At 53.7% G+C, this 17457-nt stretch carries 16 protein-coding genes; 11 read left to right on the forward strand and 5 right to left on the reverse strand.

Going from position 1 to position 17457, the window contains the following annotated elements:
* The 7 genes from IEW70_RS15170 (at position 1) to IEW70_RS15200 (ending at position 6523) form a co-directional block, all read left to right on the forward strand.
* On the forward strand, positions 1–1113 hold the full coding sequence (locus tag IEW70_RS15170; protein WP_188648759.1) for a dihydrodipicolinate synthase family protein: 1113 nt from the start codon (positions 1–3) through the stop codon (positions 1111–1113).
* 162 nt (positions 1114–1275) lie between these two features.
* Positions 1276–1926 carry a YesL family protein gene (locus IEW70_RS15175; RefSeq protein WP_188648760.1) on the forward strand — a complete coding sequence of 217 codons (651 nt, stop codon included), beginning with the start codon at positions 1276–1278 and terminating at the stop codon, positions 1924–1926.
* A gap of 161 nt (positions 1927–2087) precedes the next feature.
* Complete coding sequence (locus tag IEW70_RS15180; protein ID WP_188648761.1) at positions 2088–3041, forward strand: ROK family protein; 954 nt, start codon at positions 2088–2090, stop codon at positions 3039–3041.
* A 29-nt stretch (positions 3042–3070) separates the two neighbouring features.
* Positions 3071–4024 (forward strand): ABC transporter permease, encoded by a 954-nt coding sequence (locus IEW70_RS15185; RefSeq protein ID WP_188648762.1) that lies wholly within the window; start codon positions 3071–3073, stop codon positions 4022–4024.
* Between the two features lie 16 nt (positions 4025–4040).
* Positions 4041–4916 (forward strand): carbohydrate ABC transporter permease, encoded by an 876-nt coding sequence (locus IEW70_RS15190; protein ID WP_188648763.1) that lies wholly within the window; start codon positions 4041–4043, stop codon positions 4914–4916.
* A 60-nt stretch (positions 4917–4976) separates the two neighbouring features.
* Positions 4977–5435, forward strand: a complete 459-nt coding sequence (locus IEW70_RS18215; protein ID WP_188648764.1) for an extracellular solute-binding protein — start codon at positions 4977–4979, stop codon at positions 5433–5435.
* A complete protein-coding gene (locus IEW70_RS15200; RefSeq protein WP_188648765.1) occupies positions 5369–6523 on the forward strand; it encodes a type 2 periplasmic-binding domain-containing protein in 1155 nt (384 codons plus the stop codon). Before IEW70_RS18215 ends, IEW70_RS15200 begins: the two co-directional genes overlap by 67 nt.
* 82 nt (positions 6524–6605) lie before the next feature.
* Here the strand turns inward: IEW70_RS15200 and IEW70_RS15205 are convergent, their stop codons facing one another.
* The 4 genes from IEW70_RS15205 to IEW70_RS15220 all read right to left on the reverse strand — a co-directional run bounded on the left by IEW70_RS15205 (position 6606) and on the right by IEW70_RS15220 (position 10003).
* Positions 6606–7550, reverse strand: coding sequence for a 1-phosphofructokinase family hexose kinase (locus tag IEW70_RS15205; RefSeq protein ID WP_188648766.1), 945 nt, complete (start codon positions 7548–7550; stop codon positions 6606–6608).
* Positions 7547–8437, reverse strand: coding sequence for a class II fructose-bisphosphate aldolase (locus IEW70_RS15210; protein ID WP_188648767.1), 891 nt, complete (start codon positions 8435–8437; stop codon positions 7547–7549). The genes IEW70_RS15205 and IEW70_RS15210 overlap by 4 nt, the downstream gene beginning before the upstream one ends.
* Entirely contained in the window at positions 8438–9493 is a 1056-nt protein-coding gene (locus tag IEW70_RS15215; protein WP_188648768.1) for an SIS domain-containing protein, read from the reverse strand.
* Positions 9494–9742: 249 nt separating this feature from the next.
* Positions 9743–10003, reverse strand: coding sequence for a hypothetical protein (locus tag IEW70_RS15220; RefSeq protein WP_188648769.1), 261 nt, complete (start codon positions 10001–10003; stop codon positions 9743–9745).
* Between the two features lie 112 nt (positions 10004–10115).
* Here IEW70_RS15220 and IEW70_RS15225 point away from each other — a divergent pair, with 112 nt between their 5' ends.
* The 4 genes from IEW70_RS15225 to IEW70_RS15240 all read left to right on the forward strand — a co-directional run bounded on the left by IEW70_RS15225 (position 10116) and on the right by IEW70_RS15240 (position 14217).
* On the forward strand, positions 10116–10529 hold the full coding sequence (locus tag IEW70_RS15225; protein ID WP_188648770.1) for a hypothetical protein: 414 nt from the start codon (positions 10116–10118) through the stop codon (positions 10527–10529).
* Positions 10530–10628: 99 nt separating this feature from the next.
* Positions 10629–12041: an MBL fold metallo-hydrolase gene (locus IEW70_RS15230; RefSeq protein WP_188648771.1), complete on the forward strand. Its 1413-nt coding sequence runs from the start codon at positions 10629–10631 to the stop codon at positions 12039–12041.
* A gap of 129 nt (positions 12042–12170) precedes the next feature.
* On the forward strand, positions 12171–13577 hold the full coding sequence (locus tag IEW70_RS15235) for a SpoVR family protein (protein ID WP_188648772.1): 1407 nt from the start codon (positions 12171–12173) through the stop codon (positions 13575–13577).
* A gap of 79 nt (positions 13578–13656) precedes the next feature.
* Positions 13657–14217, forward strand: a complete 561-nt coding sequence (locus IEW70_RS15240) for a beta-class carbonic anhydrase (RefSeq protein ID WP_188648773.1) — start codon at positions 13657–13659, stop codon at positions 14215–14217.
* A gap of 412 nt (positions 14218–14629) precedes the next feature.
* Here IEW70_RS15240 and IEW70_RS15245 read toward each other — a convergent pair whose 3' ends face one another.
* On the reverse strand, positions 14630–15985 hold the full coding sequence (locus tag IEW70_RS15245) for a WIAG-tail domain (protein WP_188648774.1): 1356 nt from the start codon (positions 15983–15985) through the stop codon (positions 14630–14632).
* Positions 15986–17457 lie beyond the last annotated feature (1472 nt).

Genomic DNA, 17457 nt, shown 5'->3' on the forward strand with positions numbered 1-17457 from the left:
ATGGCACCGGATAGGGGAGTACGGAAGACGGAGAGTCTCCGGCTGGATGAAGACAAACGCCGGGCCCTGCATGAAGGAGTAGTCATCCCGGCGCATCCCCTGGCCTTGAATCCCCATCGCCAGCTTGATGAACGCCGCCAGCGTGCGCTGACCCGTTATTATTTGGACAGCGGAGCCGGCGGGGTAGCGGTGGGGGTGCACACCACCCAATTTCACATCCGTCAGCCGGAAGTGGGCCTGTTGGAGCCGGTCTTGCGCTTGGCAAAAGAAGAGGTGGACCGGGCACGACTAAACCGCCCTCTTCTCCTGGTCGCCGGAGTGTGCGGGCCTACCGCACAAGCGGTGGAAGAAGCGGCGTTGGCAGCCAGTCTGGGCTATGATCTGGGGCTGCTCAGCATGGACGGGCTGGAACATTGGCGGGAAGAAGAGCTGCTGGAGCGGGCAGAAGCGGTGGCGCAGCACCTCCCCCTCTTCGGCTTTTATCTTCAGCCTTCCGTGGGCGGCCGGGTGTTCAGCTATTCCTTCTGGCGGTGTTTTGCCGAAATTGCCGGCGTGATGGCGATCAAGATCGCGCCTTTTAACCGATATCAAACCCTGGATGTGGTGCGGGCGGTGTGCCATTCTTCCCGGTGTCGGGAGATCGCCTTGTATACCGGCAACGATGACAATATTGTCGCGGACCTGTTGACGACCTACCGGGTCCGAGTCGGAAGGCAAACCGTGGAAAAGCAAATCGTCGGCGGGTTGTTGGGCCATTGGGCGGTATGGACGAAACGGGCGGTGGAGATGTTGGCGGCGATCAAGAAAATCCGCTCCCAGGAGGCCATTCCCCGGGACTGGTTGACGAAAGCGGTGCACGTGACGGACGCCAATGCGGCTCTGTTCGATCCCGCTCACGGGTTTCGCGGCTGCATCCCCGGCATTCACGAGGTCTTGCGGCGGCAGGGATTGCTGGCGGGGAGATGGTGTCTCGATCCGAAGGAAGAACTGTCGCCGGGGCAAATGGAGGAGATTGACCGGGTGTATGCGGAGTATCCGGAACTCAACGATGACGATTTCGTGCAAGCCCACCTGCCTCGGTGGATGGAGACATTCTCCCCGGGAAAGGGTTGATCTTGATCGGGTTCACTCCGCTGAACAACGACAGGGAAAAGCTCTTCAAGGGGCAGTGGTGAAAAAAGGCCATGGGAGTCTCTGAGAGACGTCAACAACGTTAAGGGAAAAAGCCACGGGTGAAAACGGCAACGCTTTGTTGACGGACAGGGAGGGGAGGGAATGGCCCTGGAGATGAACGGATGGACCGGCCGCTTGTTATCCGTATGTGAGTGGATCACCCGACTCTGTCTTCTGCAACTCGGGTGGATCCTGCTGTCCCTTCTCGGATTGGGGATATTCGGTCTGTTTCCGGCGACCGGAGCGGTGTTTGCCGTGTGGAGGCAATGGCAGCTCCGGCCGGATGTGCCGGTGGTCCGGACCATGTGGGAGGTGTACCGGAGGGACTGGCTGCGGTACAACGGCTGGGGGCTGGCTTGGAGTGCGGCGGCCTTGGCGTTGGTACTGGATATGCGGCTGTTGGCTTTGGCAGCTGATACGCCTTGGTATTACCTGTTTACAGGAATCTGGTGGGTGGTTTCTGCCGTGGTTCTTATGAGCTTCCTCTTCTTTTTCCCGATGGCGGTCCATTGGAACTGGAAATGGCATCAACATCTGCTGTTTCCATTGTTGGCAGTGTTGGATCATCCGTGGCTGGGATGGTTGGCACTGGGAATGGTCGGCTTGACAGCCACTCTGTACCTGATCGTTCCGGCCTTGGGGATCTTTTGCGGGGTCAGCCTGCCCGCGTATGGGTTGATGAAAAGCTTGCTGCCCCGGTTTCAGGAGTGGAAGGAAGAAAAGGAGGGGAAGCGGGGGCAAGAAGCGGCTTGAGATTTGGAGGGATCGGAGCCGGGAGGATTCCATCACTGGAATCGGACAGGACGACAAGTCTAAGCGCCGGATGCTCTCAAAAGGCTCTCATTCCTCTTACCAGGCACTGTCTGAATCTTGTCTAGCCTGCTGGTACGAATGGTAAAAGGAGGGGAGGGAGGATGGGAGTTATCGGTGTAGACGTCGGAGGTACGAAGATTGCCGCTGCCTGGGTGGATGAAACGGGTGCCTGTTCCGGCTATACCGTGCTTCCCAGCGTCACCCGCGAGGCAGAAGCGATGCTTAACCAAGTGGATCGCTGTATAAGGGAAGTGCTTCGACGAGAAAATCGCTCCTTGGACGAAGTGGAGGGAGTGGGGATCGGGATACCGGGAAAAGTGGACCGCGAACGCGGAATCGCCGTGTACCAAAATAATCTCCCCTGGCGGGACTTCCTGTTGGTAACCCGGTTGCAGGAAACTTTTCCCGTTCCCATGCTGCTGGAAAACGATGTCCATGCCGCTGCCTTTGGGGAGTGGGCCTTCCATGGGGGGAATTCGGAGGAGCTGATGGTGTACGTCACCATCAGCACGGGACTGGCCTGCTGTATCATCCAGGAAGGCGAGGCGCTGACGGGGGCGGGATTTGCGGGTGAAATCGGGCTGGTGCCCGTGGTGCCCGACGGTCAGCGGTTGGAGGAGCGAACAGCAGGTCCGGCCATCGCCAGTCGGATGCAACAAGCAGCAGGCGGCAGCTGGACAACGGCACAAGTGATGGCCGCTTGGAAACAGGAGGACGTGCATGCGAAACGGGTGATGGATGCGGTGTTGGATGAATGGGCACAGGCACTCTATACGGTGATTTGCCTGTTGGATCCGCACCGGCTGGTGTTGGGAGGCGGGGTGATCCTTCCCCATCCGGAATTGCTGTCGGAGATCGGAAAACGGGTGGAATCTCACGCCCATCCCGCTCAGCGCGGGGTGTCCGCCCGGATCACAGGGAGCCGGTTGCAGCACCTGGCCGGGTGTGTGGGAGCGGGAAGGTTGTGTTTGCAACGGGCGGAGCGTTGCTTGCCGCCCGGAGGAAGCTCTGTCAATAAAAAAGAAAGCCGTTCTGTGTCTGATAATCAACGCTAACCGGCGCATGCCTGGAAAGGGGGGATCCGATGGAACCGGTGATCAAACCGGAGGTGAAGAAGCCAACCGTTTTTCGTTCCGTTCCCCGAAAAAAAAGAAAGACGCGGGTAGATGTCGGACTCGTATTGCTGCTCCTGCCGGGTGTTCTCTATTTTCTCGTTTACAAGTACTTGCCGATGTTGGGGTTGGTGATGTCTTTCCAGGATTACAGTCCTTTTCTGGGGTTCTGGAAAAGTCCCTGGGTAGGGTGGAAACACTTTGAAACCCTCTTCCAGGACAAGGAATCACTGCGGGTGATCTGGAACACCTTGGTCATCTCTTTCTATCAGATTCTGTTCGCCTTTCCCCTTCCGATCTTGCTCGCTATCCTGATTCATGAACTGCGTCATCAATGGTACCGCCGTTTTATCCAATCCCTCGTTTATCTGCCGCACTTTCTTTCTTGGGTGGTCATCGTCGGTATTTTCGTCGTATTTCTCAGAAGCGACGGTCTGGTCAATCAGCTGCTGGGCTGGTTCGACATACGTCCCATCTCTTTTTTGACCAGCCCGGATTGGTTTCAGCCGCTTATCGTATTTCAGGTGATCTGGAAGGAATCTGGCTGGGGGACGATTATCATTTTGGCTGCATTGGCCGGAGTCAACCCGGGACTTTACGAGGCGGCGGTGATCGACGGGGCCAACCGGTGGCAGCAGATGTGGTATATTACCTTACCCGCGATTCGCAACACCATCATCATTTTGCTGATTCTCCGGCTGGGAACGGTGATGGACACCGGCTTTGAACAGATTTTCCTCATGTTGAACCCGTTCACTATGGAAGTGGGCAATGTGTTGGATACCTATGTCTACTACAAAGGAATCCAACAGGGAGATGTCAGTTTTGCCACAGCGGTCGGTCTGTTTAAAGGCGCGGTGGGCCTTGTGCTCGTCGTGATCGCCAACCGCACGGCTAAACGCTTCGGCCAAGGCGGCATTTACTAGAAAAGGAGGCGGAACGATGCACTTTCGCAGCCGGGCAGGAAAGATGTTCGACTGGTTGAATGCCGGTTTATTGCTTCTTATTGCTTTGTCGATGCTGTTTCCCTTTGTCTATATCTTTTCTGTCTCCTTTTCCAGTCTGGAAGATGTGCTGCAAAATGATCTCCTGCTCTGGCCCAAACGATGGGTCACAGACGCCTACACCTATATCCTGCATTCCGACCAGTTTCTCACTTCCTTCTGGGTGACGGTCTATGTGACGGTGGTGGGAACGGCTGTTAATATGTTTTTTACCGCTACCATGGCTTATGGATTGTCCCGTCCCTTTCCGGGCCAAAGGGCTGTTTTGTTTATGGTGGTGTTCACGTTGCTGTTTCAGGCGGGACTGATCCCCACTTACATGGTGGTCAAAGAAACAGGGCTGATGGATTCCCTTTGGTCCCTGATTTTTCCGGTGGCGATCAACCCCTTCAATCTGATCGTGATGCGGCAGTTTTTTCTCAACATTCCCCGAGAGCTGCAAGAAGCGGCGATCATTGACGGGGCCAACACCCTGCAAGTTTTTTGGCGGATCGTCCTGCCCTTGTCCAAACCGGCTTTGGCGGCCTTCAGCCTGTTTTATGCGGTGATGCACTGGAACAACTATTTTTCCGCCATTTTGTATATCAACGATCCGGCCAAATGGCCCTTGCAGGTGGTGCTCCGTCAAATCGTCATCGTGGATGAGCCCAACGCCGCGCTGCAAGGCGGGCAGTCGATGATGGAACATCCGCCCCCGCCGGAAACGGTGCAGATGGCTGCGATTCTACTCACTACTCTCCCGATTCTCGTGTTGTACCCGTTCCTGCAAAAGTATTTTGTGAAAGGTGTGATGTTGGGTTCGATCAAGGAGTAAGAAGGAGTTTCGCCGGGGGTCGTGGATGGATGATCCCTCACTTGAAAGGAGTTTGGGGCCATGTCGCGATGGCTCAGGTGGACAGCAGCTTGTTTGACTGTGGTGTTGGCAGGAGGAGCGACGGCGTGCAGCTTCCCGCAGGCGGAAAGGGAGAAAGGTCGCTTCACGATCACCTCCCTGGATATGCTTTATGCGGACTTGCCCCCTGCCGAGGGTCTGGGGGTGAAGATGATTGAAGAAAAGTTCGGTGTGGACTATCGGCGGGAATATGTGGTCTATTCAGAGTACCAGGAGAAGCTGACGGCGCGGGTAGCATCGGGGGATATCCCTGATGTGATCGGCTTGGAGCGGCTGGATGCCAACTTTTACAAATGGGCGAAGCAGGGAGCATTTCTCCCCCTCAATGACTATATCGATCAATATCCCACATTAAAAAGGGTCCCCCGGGAAGTATGGAATGCCGTCAACGTCGACGGCAAGATCGTCGCCATTCCAAATATTTTCCTCCCAAATACCTGAACACTCCGATCATCCGTAAGGATTGGCTGGACCGGCTGGGCTTGAAAATGCCCGCCAACTACGATGAGTTGAAAAAAGTGGCGATCGCTTTTACAAAGGATGACCCCGACGGCAATGGCAAAGACGACACCTACGGCATGGTATTGGGGGAGCACCTGTGGCCCAACTACCATTTCGGCGCCTATTGGGACATGGATGCGTGGTATCATCAAAATGACCGGGGACAGTACATCCCCGGAGTGATCACCCCTCAGCGCAAGGCCTTTATCCGCATGATGAAAGAATTGTACCAAGAAGGAGCTGTCACCTGGGATTTCGCCATCACCAATCCCAACGAAGCGAACACGAAGGAGTTTTACGGAGGGAAAGCGGGGATCATAATCCGGGGGCCGGTGGAGATGACGGAAGCCAACATGGAGGCGCTGCAAAAGATAGATCCCCGGGCAGAGCTTGCACCGATTCCTCCTTTTGAAGCACCCGACGGAAGCCGGGGTTATACGGCGGGGTCCGGCTTTTACACGGTATCGGCCCTGTCAGCCAAATTGGCGGATCAACCGGAAAAAGTGCGGCGTATCTTGAAAATCATCGACGTTGGGCGTACCTTTATTCCGCCGAAACAACGGACTCCCAACAACAAAGATTTCGACTGGCTCTACGGCCGTGAAGGGAAAGGGTATCACATGTCGGACGGACGTCCGGTGTTGACCAACGGAACAAAAGGCCGGGCTCCCTGGCACTATCTGATCGACAATAAGATGTGGGCACCCAACGACGAAGCCAACCGCTACTCCGATACCTACAAAAACAAAGCTTACCGCTCCTTGGCTCAGCAGCTGGAGCAGATGCACAAGAAGACCCGACACTATGTGAACCCGATCCATCAAGTGTATTCGCCCACATCCGCCCAGAAAGGATTTGAACTGAATTTGAAGCTGGTGGATGAACAGGCCAAAATGATCACCGGCAAACGCCCTCTCTCCGACTGGGACGCATTGGTTCGGGAATGGCTGCAGAATGGAGGGCAGCGAATCATTGATGAAGTAAACGCGGATATGAAGAGGAAACATATAAAGCCCGGTTGGAAGTAGGATGCATTTCATCGTGCGAAGTGTCGACGCTCCATAGTCCCGTTTCCATTTAGAACGGAAAGAACACATCTGTGACGTTGATCTATCTATCTTTACCCGATGGGCTTCTTATGACCACACGTACTTTACTTACCCATCCTTCCACTTCGGATTGCTGAATAAAACCGGCCACGGGAGCGCAGGCATTGGAGCAGGCGCAGGCGGTGGCCAGACGAAGGGCTTGTTCTACGGACTCTTGCCGCTGCAGAGATACAGTAAGACCGGCAGTGAAGGCATCTCCCGAGCCCACCGGATTGACGGCAGGGACGACGGGTGGCCAGACGCGGTACACGGTGTTCCGGTAGGCTGCCCAAGCCCCGGATTCCCCCAAGGTGACGATGGCCAGAGGGATGCCTTGGTGATTGAGACGGCTTAAGATGTCCGGGTACTTTTCTGGAGAGACTGGACAGCTCCACCAGTCCAACAGCTCTTCTTCATTCATTTTGACGGCATACGGCACAGCAGCAATGGCATGTTTCAAAGGAGCCCCGCTGACATCGACGACGGCACGGGCTCCTTTTTGCTGGATGCGGGTAATCAGTTTTTGGTAGGTTTCGGGAGCGGCTCCTTTCGGCAGACTGCCGGAAAACACAAACCAGCTGTTCGGTAGGGCCAGAGAATCCAACAACTGTTGCAGCCGCTCAAGATCGGAAGCTGTTACGCGCGGACCCGGTTCCAACAACTCCGTTTGCCGGTTGCCGGCCTCCAGGAGATTGAGACAGCAGCGGGTTTCTCCTGCTGTGGATACCATTCGGTGATCGATTCCGCGTATCTTCAGCTGGTGCTGAAGTGTGCGGCCAGCGGCTCCACCGGAAAAGCCGACAGCAAGTACCGGGGTGTGAAGGGCATGGATGACTTTTGCCACGTTGATCCCTTTGCCGCCGGGCTCAGTATGAACCGACTCGATCCGGTGAACATGTCCCGGAGCAAGCTTTTGAAGAGTATAGGTCTTATCCAGAGCGGGGTTGAGACAGACAGTGGTGATCATTCGGAAATCCCGTCCATTGCTGGGGGAGTGAGGGTTGCTTTTGTCGTAGGCGAAATGCTCACCGCGGCGAGAAGTTCCCGGGCGGCGGCTTTGACGGCTTCTCTCGCCGGGCGAAAAAACCGGCGCGGATCGTTCTCTTGCGGATGGTTCACAAGGTGCTGACAGAGAGCTTTTCGGAAGGCGTCTTTCAGTTCAGTTGAGACGTTGACCTTGCTGATCCCGTGTTGTAGCGCTCGCCGAAGGGAGCTGATCGGGACCCCGGATGCGCCGTGCATCACCAGCGGCACCTGGGTGCGTTGATGAATGGCCGCCAACAGGGAGAAATCCAGACGGACTTCCTGTACATAGTGCCCATGGGCGGTGCCGAAGGCCGGTGCCAGAAAGTCGATCCCTGTTTCCCGGACAAAATGTTCCGCCGTCTCCGGATCGGTAAACCCGGGAGCGTCGTTGTCGGTAGTATCCCCCGCCCCGCCGATGGTTCCCAATTCCCCTTCGACGGGTACGCCCACGGCGTGAGCGGCTTCCACCACCCGACGGGTCAGAGCGATATTTTCTTCCAGCGCCAAATGAGACCCGTCTACCATGATCGAAGTGTAGCCTGCGCGCAGACAATGCATCACTGTCTCAAAGGAATTGCCGTGATCCAGATGCAAGGCGACGGGAACAGCGGTTTTTTCAGCGGCGATGCGCACCATGGCGGCGATGGTATCCGCTCCCATCAGGCGGACAGTGGCAGGTGTGGTTTGTAGGATGATCGGGGCAGCCATCTCTTCCGCTGCTTCAATGACGGCAGTTATCCCGTCCCAGTGGTGAGCGGCAAAAGCGGCAACAGCAGTGTGCAGGGTATAGGCTTCCAGCAGCATTTCCCGGGAACTGACCAGGGGCATCTATTGTCCCTCCCCGGGTAGGATGACTACCTGGTCGAGGTGGCGCGGCCGGTCGGGATGAAGACCCGACTGCAAGGTCCGATAATAGGCCACCCACTGAAGCAGCGGCAGGTAAAGAAGACAGCGCGCTGCATCGGAAAAACCGGCAGGCAATGGAAGCGGACGATCACAGTCGAAGGAGGCGGCATCCTCGGCCAACACGACCACATCGGCGTTCAAGGCGCGGAGATCCCGGGCTACGGCTTGTTCTTGAGAGGAACAGCGTTGTTGGCTCAGCAGGAAGACCCGGCAGCCTTCTCGAAGGACAGAAAGCGGACCATGGCGAAACTCCAAGGGATTGTAGGCTTCACATACCACTTGCGTCATTTCCTTCGCTTTCAACATGCCTTCGCAAGCCAGTCCATAGTAGGCGCCGAGACCCAGATAGATCAAATGGTCATAGCGGAGGTCTGCCCCCAGCTGTTGGCCCAGTGTGTGTGCAGCAGACATGCTTTCTGCGGCGGCTGTCGGCAGGTGTTGCAACTCGCGGGCAGGACCTTCCTTTTTAGCGACTGTGGCGGCGATCCATTGGAGAAAAAGCAACATGCTGGTGAAACTGCCGGTCATCACTACGCTTTTTTCCTTGGCATGGGGCAATGTCCAGGATTGGTGGGCTGCTTGGGTCAACGGACTATCTGGATGACAGGTTAGCCCCCAAGTTGTTACCGTCGGGCGGGAGCGGAGTCGTTGGACGGCTTTGACCACTTCGGTGGTGGACCCTGAGCGGGAAGCGGCGATCACCAACGTCTTGGTGCCGGGTATCAGTACGGTATCCGGCACTAAGAGCATTTCGGAAGCGGGAATGGCACGTGAAGGAATGGTCCACTCCTGAAACACAGCGGCTGCTGTGATGGCGAGATAATAGGAGGTTCCGCAACCCGTTAAGATTACTTCGTCTACCTGAAGCTGGTGAAACAGATGTCGGATGCGATCCGTTTCTTGCTTCCCCTGTGTGAGGGTTTGTTCCCAAAGTTCCGGCTGACGGCGGATCTCATCAAAGACAAAAGGGGCACCCATATTTTCACCCTTTTCCGAATTTTATTTAAATCACTATATCACTGGGGTTTTCACAGGGTCAATGTTACTCGGCATTTTGGACGTTTTTGGGACGCAGGGCAAGGGGAGGGTCTCTTATCCCGTGTGGAGTCTCAAGGGAACCCGGTAGAAATTCGTAAACCTTATCTCTACAATTATACGAGTGAGGCCGTATGCGTTTTTTAAGAGGAAAAAGAAAAGGTAAAGATCATTGGATGCTTCGGAGGGGAATCAAGACCGGCGGTTTTCCTTGTGCCGAACCCCCTGTTTTTTGACACCTCTCGGCTCCAGCCCGGGGGTGGGTTCCGAAGTAGTTTCCCGGCCAGGTTCCCCGATGATTTCTTGGCCGCCTACGGTATTTTCGGAGTTGAAGGGGCCGAAATTGATAGTATTGCCGATATTCACATTGCCCCGATTTTCCCGGATATGAAATCGGACAATCTGGATCTCTGTGTAACATCCCGCCGTGTTAAACAGGCTGCTGACTGACATCTATCATCGCTCCCCCTGCGTATTCAATCAATATAGTATGTGGGGATGAGCGGTTTGAAAGGGCTGAGAGAGCCCGATTGCGGCTATTAGTAGATAAAGGGTGGATGAAACGATGAGTCAATGGGTTTTTATTCTTCATATAGCGGGGGCTGTGGGGATGGGGGTTTATGTTTGGCTGCCCTGGTGGGTGCGGCAGAGCATTCGCCTTCCCTTTGCCGTACAAACCAGTGCCTGGCGCATGGTTTATCGGGCTAACTTCTTTAGCCAATGGATTTTGGTGCTGCAGATGTTCACCGGCGGGTATTTGTTGGCTATTGGAGACCATCCGATATTATGGGTGATCGGTGTGCTGATCGCTTTTTTGGCCATCGGCGGTTTCGGCGGGATGTTTGGCTTGGTGTTACGGCGATTCGATCAAGAAGGGCCGGATCCCCGGTGGATTCAAAAAATAAAGCGGCTGGCTGACGGAACTGCGATTAGCTTTTTTGTGATACTACTGTTGATGTTGTTCCGGCCGTGGTTTTGAAACAACCCTATATACCCCTGGGGGTTTATATTTCTGTCCCAGCAGTATATGTTGTTCTTGAGAGGGAAGCCAGCAAGGGATCAAAAGGAGAGTGAATGGATGTTACTCCGATACTTTACCAACGATTCTCTGGCCCATGCCTCGTATCTGGTGGGCTGCCAGGCGACGGGAGAGGCCCTGGTGGTGGATCCGGGCCGGGATATAACACCCTATGTGGAGACGGCTCGGGCTGAAGGACTGAGAATTGTGGCTGCAGCAGAAACCCATATCCATGCCGACTATGTATCCGGAGCCCGGGAGTTGGGACACCGGCTGGGAGCACGGTTGTACTTGTCCGGAGAAGGCGGGGCCGCATATCCGTATGTGAATGAGCTGGATCATGTGTTGGTCAAGGATGTCGATACCTTTCACATCGGCCGTCTTCGTCTGGAAGTGATGCATACACCGGGACACACACCGGAGCATGTCTCTTTTGTGTTGACGGATGGGGGTGCCGAGCATCCCATGGGAATTTTCACCGGGGATTTTGTGTTTGCAGGCGATGTGGGGCGTCCGGACTTGTTGGAGAAATCCGTCGGGATCCAAGGATCGGCGGAAAAAGGAGCCCGTCAGATGTTCCGCTCGCTGGAACGGTTCAAAAAGTTGCCGGATTATCTGCAGGTTTGGCCCGCTCACCGAGCGGGGAGTGCTTGCGGCAAATCCCTGGGAGCCGTTCCCTCTTCGACTGTGGGCTATGAAAAACTGTTCAACTGGGCACTCCATCATAAAGAGGAGAAAGCCTTTGTCGAGGCTTTGTTGGAAGGACAGCCAGAGCCGCCCGCCTATTTTGCCGAGATGAAACGGATGAACAGGGAAGGTCCGCGTTTGCTGGAAGATGTGGCCGATCCGCAACCGTATCAAGCGGACCCTGACAAAGTACGTACATGGTTGGATGAACAAGTGACCTTGCTGGATCTCCGGTCGGCCAATCGTTTTGCGGACGGCCATATTCCGGGCTCGATCAATATTCCCTTCAACCGCTCTTTTGTTCAGTGGGCAGGTTGGCTTGTGGATTCTAAACGACCCATCGTCTTAATCATCGCCGAACAACAGCGGGAGGAAGCCCTCCGTCAGCTTCGTTCCATCGGTTTAGATCATGTAAAGGGGGTATTTGACCCGGAGATTGTATCCGCGTGGAAGGAATCCGGTAGACGGCTTTCCACGTATCGATCGGTCGATCCGGAAACTGCGGCTTCCAAGATCGAGAAAGGGGAAGTGGACATACTGGATGTCCGCACCCAACAAGAATGGAATGAAGGCCGGATTCCTGGAGCCCGGCGTATTCTGCTGGGGCACCTGCCGGATCAGGCAGAAAAAATATCCGGGGATAAACCGGTGATGGTTTACTGTAAGGCGGGGGGACGTTCCGCCATTGCCAGCAGCATTTTGTCCGCTCGCGGCATTCCGGTCATCAATATGAGCGGCGGCTTTGATCAGTGGAGGAAGAAAGGGCTGCCTCAGGAAAAGGAGTGAGTGAAATAAAACCGGACCTCGTGTCCGGTTTATTGATATCGCATGTTGTCCCACTGATCGAAAAAGGTGAACAACGTTTACGCAAGCTTCGCGTATGCTGTATAAGAAGCCGGAAGGGGGACGACAGAGATGACTGAGGAGATCCGGGCTTTGGAACGGGCGATCGCGGAGATTACGGAGATTGCCAAAGGATTTGGTTTGGACTTTTATCCCATGAGGTATGAGATCTGTCCGGCGGACATTATTTATACCTTTGGTGCGTACGGAATGCCGACCCGCTTTTCTCACTGGAGTTTTGGCAAGGCGTTTCACAAGATGAAGTTGCAGTATGATTTAAATCTGAGCAAAATCTACGAGCTGGTTATTAACTCCAATCCTTGCTACGCCTTTTTGCTGAAAGGAAACAGCCTCATCCAAAACAAACTGATTGCTGCCCATGTACTGGCTCATTGCGATTTCTTCAAAAACAACGTCCGCTTTTCCAACACTTCCCGGGACATGGTGGAGAGCATGGCTGCCAGTGCCGAACGGATCCGGCAGTATGAGTTGGAGTATGGAAAAGATCAGGTAGAAGAGTTTTTGGATCATGTGCTGGCGATCCAGGAGCATGTGGATGCCAGCTTGTTGAAGAAACCCCGGCGGCAGACTACGTCCAAAGAGGAAAGAAAGCGCAAGAGATCTGCCACATCCTATGATGATTTGTGGAATTTGGATCAGACTGGTGAAGAACAAAAGCCCAAACGCAAAAACACAACATTTCCCGAACGCCCAGAGAAAGATGTGGTACTGTTCCTGATGAATCACAGCCGGGTATTGGAAAGCTGGCAGCAAGATATTATGACGGTGCTGCGTGAAGAGATGCTCTATTTCTGGCCGCAGATCGAGACCAAAATTATGAACGAAGGCTGGGCTTCCTATTGGCATATCCGCATTTTGAGGGAAATGGATTTGACCGAGGAGGAAACACTGGAATTTGCCAAGTTAAATGCATCGGTTGTGCAGCCTTCCCAATCCTCCCTCAATCCCTACTATCTGGGGCTGAAAATCTTTGAAGACATCGAGCGGCGCTGGGACCACCCTACGGAAGAAGAGCGGCAAAAATACGGGAGAGAACCCGGCAAAGGGCGGGAAAAGATATTTGAAGTGCGGGAGCTGGACTCGGATATTTCATTTATCCATAATTATCTGACCAAAGAATTGGTAGAAGACCTGGATCTGTACATTTTCCAACGAACCGGAAATGAATGGACCATCACCGATAAATCCTGGGAACATGTACGGGATCAATTGATAGCGAGCCGAATCAACGGGGGCCATCCGTATATCGAAGTGGTGAACGGGGACTTTGCTCAAAACGGGGAACTGTATTTGAAACACAGATTTGAAGGGCTGGAACTGGATATAAAATATATTGAGAAAACCCTTCCTCATGTCCATGCGTTGTGGGGCCGGCCCGTTCATATCGAGACGGTCATCGAAAAGCGCCCTGTTTGCTTCACCTTTAATGAGAAGAAGTGCAATCGGCGGTTTTTGTGAGAACCATAAGCCCGTTATCGAACGGGCTTTTTTGTATGTGCTAAAATGAATGAAAACATCGGATGAGGGGGAAGGGATTATGGCCTTATTGGATGATATCTTGCAATTTAACCGTAAATTTGTGGAAGAAAGACGGTTTGAACCCTACCAGACTTCCAAATTTCCAGACAAAAAAATGGTTATTTTCACTTGTATGGATACCCGCTTGGTAGAGTTGCTCCCCAAAGCGATGAACCTTCGCAACGGGGATGTCAAAATCGTGAAGAATGCGGGTGCCACTTTGACTCATCCTTTTGACAGCACCATGCGCAGCATTTTGGTTGCTATATATGAGTTGGGAGCGGAAGAGGTAGCCGTGATTGGACACCATCGTTGCGGAATGGCAGGTTTGAATCCGGAAGCGACCATAGGGAAAATGAAGGAACGGGGCGTGGCGGAGGAAGTGTTGGACACGCTGGAACACAGCGGGTTATCCGTAGCTCAATGGTTGGAAGGGTTTCAATCCGTCGAAGAAAACGTGCGTAACAGCGTGGAGACGATTCGCCGCCATCCGCTGCTTCCCGAGGGTGTTCCTGTCCATGGCCTGGTGATTGATCCCGACACGGGGAAACTGGATCTGGTTGTCCGTGGACAAGCCTAAGAAAAAATGCCTGTCTGAAAACAGGCGAGGTTGTTGATAAACCCATATCCGGAAAAGAAACGTATCTCTCAAGAAGCGACCTTTGAACGACGCACCAGCTTTGAAACGTAGGACCGAGGCCAAAAAACGAGCCATAGAGCGAACCAAGGTGTGTTTGGTAATTCCATCTTCTTCGATAGATGGGGAGGGTCGGTGTGATCGGTGAAGATCCTTTGCGCTTTTTGCAAGAGATCGGAGACGGGGACACACCGGACCCTCTAAAACAAATGTATCAGATAGACCCTAGAAGCAAGTAACTAAGGCGAAGATTGTGCCCGTGTCTTTGGCTCACACCTGCCCAACGGATCGGAGCGGACAGTCTGACATCTTAACGTGGGAGAGGGAGCGACGGGTACAAGAGCTTTTTACTTTCTTATCCTTCGGAATCATCGTTATTCATTGCATCGTCTCCCCAATCTGTATTTTCAGGATCATCGCTCAGGGAGTCGTCATTCGAAAGGGTAAGAAACTTAAAATCAATAACGTTCTCAACCCCATCTGTTTCCGCAGCTTCGAAGAGGTCGGCAGCTTCCTCTGAGAAGTTGACAGTTTCGTTGATTTCTTCTGAAGTATCGTCGGAGTCCGGATCTGCGTCCTGTTCAGAGAAGTTGACAGTCTCGCTGATTTCTTCTGGAGTATCGTCGGAGTCCGGATCTGCGTCCTGTTCAGAGAAGTTGACAGTCTCGCTGATTTCTTCTGGAGTATCGTCGGAGTCCGGATCTGTGTCCTGTTCAGAGAAGTTGACAGTCTCGCTGATTTCTTCTGGAGTATCGTCGGAGTCCGGATCTGCGTCCTGTTCAGAGAAGTTGACAGTCTTGCTGGTTTCTTCTGGAGTATCGTCGGAGTCCCAATCTGCTTCCTTTGCGCCTGAAAGGGTGGCGTAATGAAGCAGTTCCTCTTCGGTATGCGTGTCCTCACTGGATGTTTCTTCGGTTGTGTCGCGGTCGCAACCGGCGATAAAAGTGACAGGTTCTTCCGCCGGGAAGTCAGATGCAGCGACGCTGTCGGTGGACTCTTGCGCTGTCGAAACGGGGAGTTCTGGGTTTTCTGTGGCGATCCAAAAGAGGGTACCGCTGATTGCTTCTTTGTCGCCGGAGTGACGGCGCAAACCAATGACGAATCCGTCTTCTCGGCGCTCCTGAAGGGATGTGGCACAATTCCATTGATCCGTCATGGCTACGACCACATATTTTGCATCGGCGATGGGAGCGTCCAAATGGACGAAGATGAAAGCTTCCTTCTCTCCTTGGCTTAGGTAAAAGGAGGCAAAGCCGGAGCGTGTGTCGGAGCGGGGGATAGAAAAAGAGAGTTTCTCGGCACCGATGGAACCATCTGCGATCTTGTCGCTCGTTACTGCACCGTATTCGATGTGTTCAGATTGGACCGACTCCGCTGCCAGGTGGTCGGAGTGTATTTGGTTTCTGGCGATATGCCGGCTGTGGATGACATTGTTCAAGAGATGATCACTGCGGACACTGAGCTGTGCCAATTTGTCGGAGGTGACGGATTCATCCTCTAGGTGCTTCGAAGTGACGGAATGAGCTTTGATTTTCTGGCTGGTCACGCTTTGATCCGCCAGATGAGCCTGTTGGATTTGATTGTCAACGATATGAGCAGCCCCGATGGACTCGGCTTGCAGATGTTGGCTGCCTACACTGTTATCAGCCAAATGGGAGGCTTGAATTTGGCATTCGCCAATGTGGGAAGAACCGATGGATTCAGGTAGCACATGTTCTCCCGTTACGCTCTGTTCNAATGACACTGTCCAAGAGATGATTACTGCGGACACTGTGCTGTGCCAGTTTGCCGGAGGTGACGGATTCATCCTCTAGGTGCTTCGAAGTGACGGAATGAGCTTTGATTTTCTGGCTGGTCACGCTTTGATCGGCCAGATGAGCCTGTTGGATTTGATTGTCCCCGATATGAGCAGCCCGGATAGACTGGGCTTGCAGATGTTGGCTGCCTACACTGTTATCAGCCAAATGGGAGGCTTGAATTTGGCATTCGCCAATGTGGGAAGAACCGATGGATTCAGGTAGCACATGTTCTCCCGTTACGCTCTGTTCAGCCAGGTGGTCGGAGTGTATTTGGTTTTTGGCGATATGCCGGCTGTGAATGACACTGTCCAAGAGATGATCACTGCGGACACTGTGCTGTGCCAATTTGCGGGAGATGACGGATTCATCCGTCAGGTGGTCCGAAGTGACGGAATGAGCTTTGATTTTCTGGCTGGTCACGCTTTGATCCGCCAGATGAGCCTGTTGGATTTGATTGTCCCCGATATGAGCAGCCCGGATAGACTGGGCTTGCAGATGTTGGCTGCCTACACTGTTATCAGCCAAATGGGAGGCTTGAATTTGGCATTCGCCAATGTGGGAAGAACCGATGGATTCAGGTAGCACATGTTCTCCCGTTACGCTCTGTTCAGCCAGGTGGTCGGAGTGTATTTGGTTTTTGGCGATATGCCGGCTGTGAATGACACTGTCCAAGAGATGATCACTGCGGACACTGTGCTGTGCCAGTTTGCCGGAGATGACGGATTCATCCGTCAGGTGGTCCGAAGTGACGGAATGAGCTTTGATTTTCTGGCTGGTTACGCTTTGATCGGCCAGATGAGCCTGTTGGATTTGATTGTCCCCGATATGAGCAGCCCGGATAGACTGGGCTTGCAGATGTTGGCTGCCTACACTGTTATCAGCCAAATGGGAGGCTTGAATTTGGCATTCGCCAATGTGGGAAGAACCGATGGATTCAGGTAGCACATGTTCTCCCGTTACGCTCTGTTCAGCCAAGTGGTCGGAGTGTATTTGGTTTTTGGCGATATGCCGGCTGTGAATGACACTGTCCAAGAGATGATCACTGTGGACACTGTGCTGTGCCAGTTTGCCGGAGGTGACGGACTCATCCTCCAGGTGGTCCGAAGTGACGGAATGAGCTTTGATTTTCTGGCTGGTCACGCTTTGATCCGCCAGATGAGCCTGTTGGATTTGATTGTCCCCGATATGAGCAGCCCCGATGGACTCGGTTTGCAGATGTTGGCTGCCTACACTGTTATCAGCCAAATGGGAGGCTTCAATTTGGCATTCGCCAATGTGGGAAGAACCGATGGATTCAGGTAGCACATGTTCTCCCGTTACGCTCTGTTCAGCCAGGTGGTCGGAATGTATTTGGTTTTTGGCGATATGCCGGCTGTGAATGACA

The organism is Marinithermofilum abyssi (assembly GCF_014641195.1).
Classification (GTDB): Bacteria; Bacillota; Bacilli; order Thermoactinomycetales; family DSM-45169; genus Marinithermofilum; species Marinithermofilum abyssi.

Coding starts and splice junctions, on each gene's coding strand:
- IEW70_RS15170 (WP_188648759.1), top strand. CDS start 1: ATGGCACCGGATAGGGGAGTACGGAAGACGGAGAGTCTCCGGCTGGAT.
- IEW70_RS15175 (WP_188648760.1), top strand. CDS start 1,276: ATGGCCCTGGAGATGAACGGATGGACCGGCCGCTTGTTATCCGTATGT.
- IEW70_RS15180 (WP_188648761.1), top strand. CDS start 2,088: ATGGGAGTTATCGGTGTAGACGTCGGAGGTACGAAGATTGCCGCTGCC.
- IEW70_RS15185 (WP_188648762.1), top strand. CDS start 3,071: ATGGAACCGGTGATCAAACCGGAGGTGAAGAAGCCAACCGTTTTTCGT.
- IEW70_RS15190 (WP_188648763.1), top strand. CDS start 4,041: ATGCACTTTCGCAGCCGGGCAGGAAAGATGTTCGACTGGTTGAATGCC.
- IEW70_RS18215 (WP_188648764.1), top strand. CDS start 4,977: ATGTCGCGATGGCTCAGGTGGACAGCAGCTTGTTTGACTGTGGTGTTG.
- IEW70_RS15200 (WP_188648765.1), top strand. CDS start 5,369: ATGGAATGCCGTCAACGTCGACGGCAAGATCGTCGCCATTCCAAATAT.
- IEW70_RS15205 (WP_188648766.1), bottom strand. CDS start 7,550: ATGATCACCACTGTCTGTCTCAACCCCGCTCTGGATAAGACCTATACT.
- IEW70_RS15210 (WP_188648767.1), bottom strand. CDS start 8,437: ATGCCCCTGGTCAGTTCCCGGGAAATGCTGCTGGAAGCCTATACCCTG.
- IEW70_RS15215 (WP_188648768.1), bottom strand. CDS start 9,493: ATGGGTGCCCCTTTTGTCTTTGATGAGATCCGCCGTCAGCCGGAACTT.
- IEW70_RS15220 (WP_188648769.1), bottom strand. CDS start 10,003: ATGTCAGTCAGCAGCCTGTTTAACACGGCGGGATGTTACACAGAGATC.
- IEW70_RS15225 (WP_188648770.1), top strand. CDS start 10,116: ATGAGTCAATGGGTTTTTATTCTTCATATAGCGGGGGCTGTGGGGATG.
- IEW70_RS15230 (WP_188648771.1), top strand. CDS start 10,629: ATGTTACTCCGATACTTTACCAACGATTCTCTGGCCCATGCCTCGTAT.
- IEW70_RS15235 (WP_188648772.1), top strand. CDS start 12,171: ATGACTGAGGAGATCCGGGCTTTGGAACGGGCGATCGCGGAGATTACG.
- IEW70_RS15240 (WP_188648773.1), top strand. CDS start 13,657: ATGGCCTTATTGGATGATATCTTGCAATTTAACCGTAAATTTGTGGAA.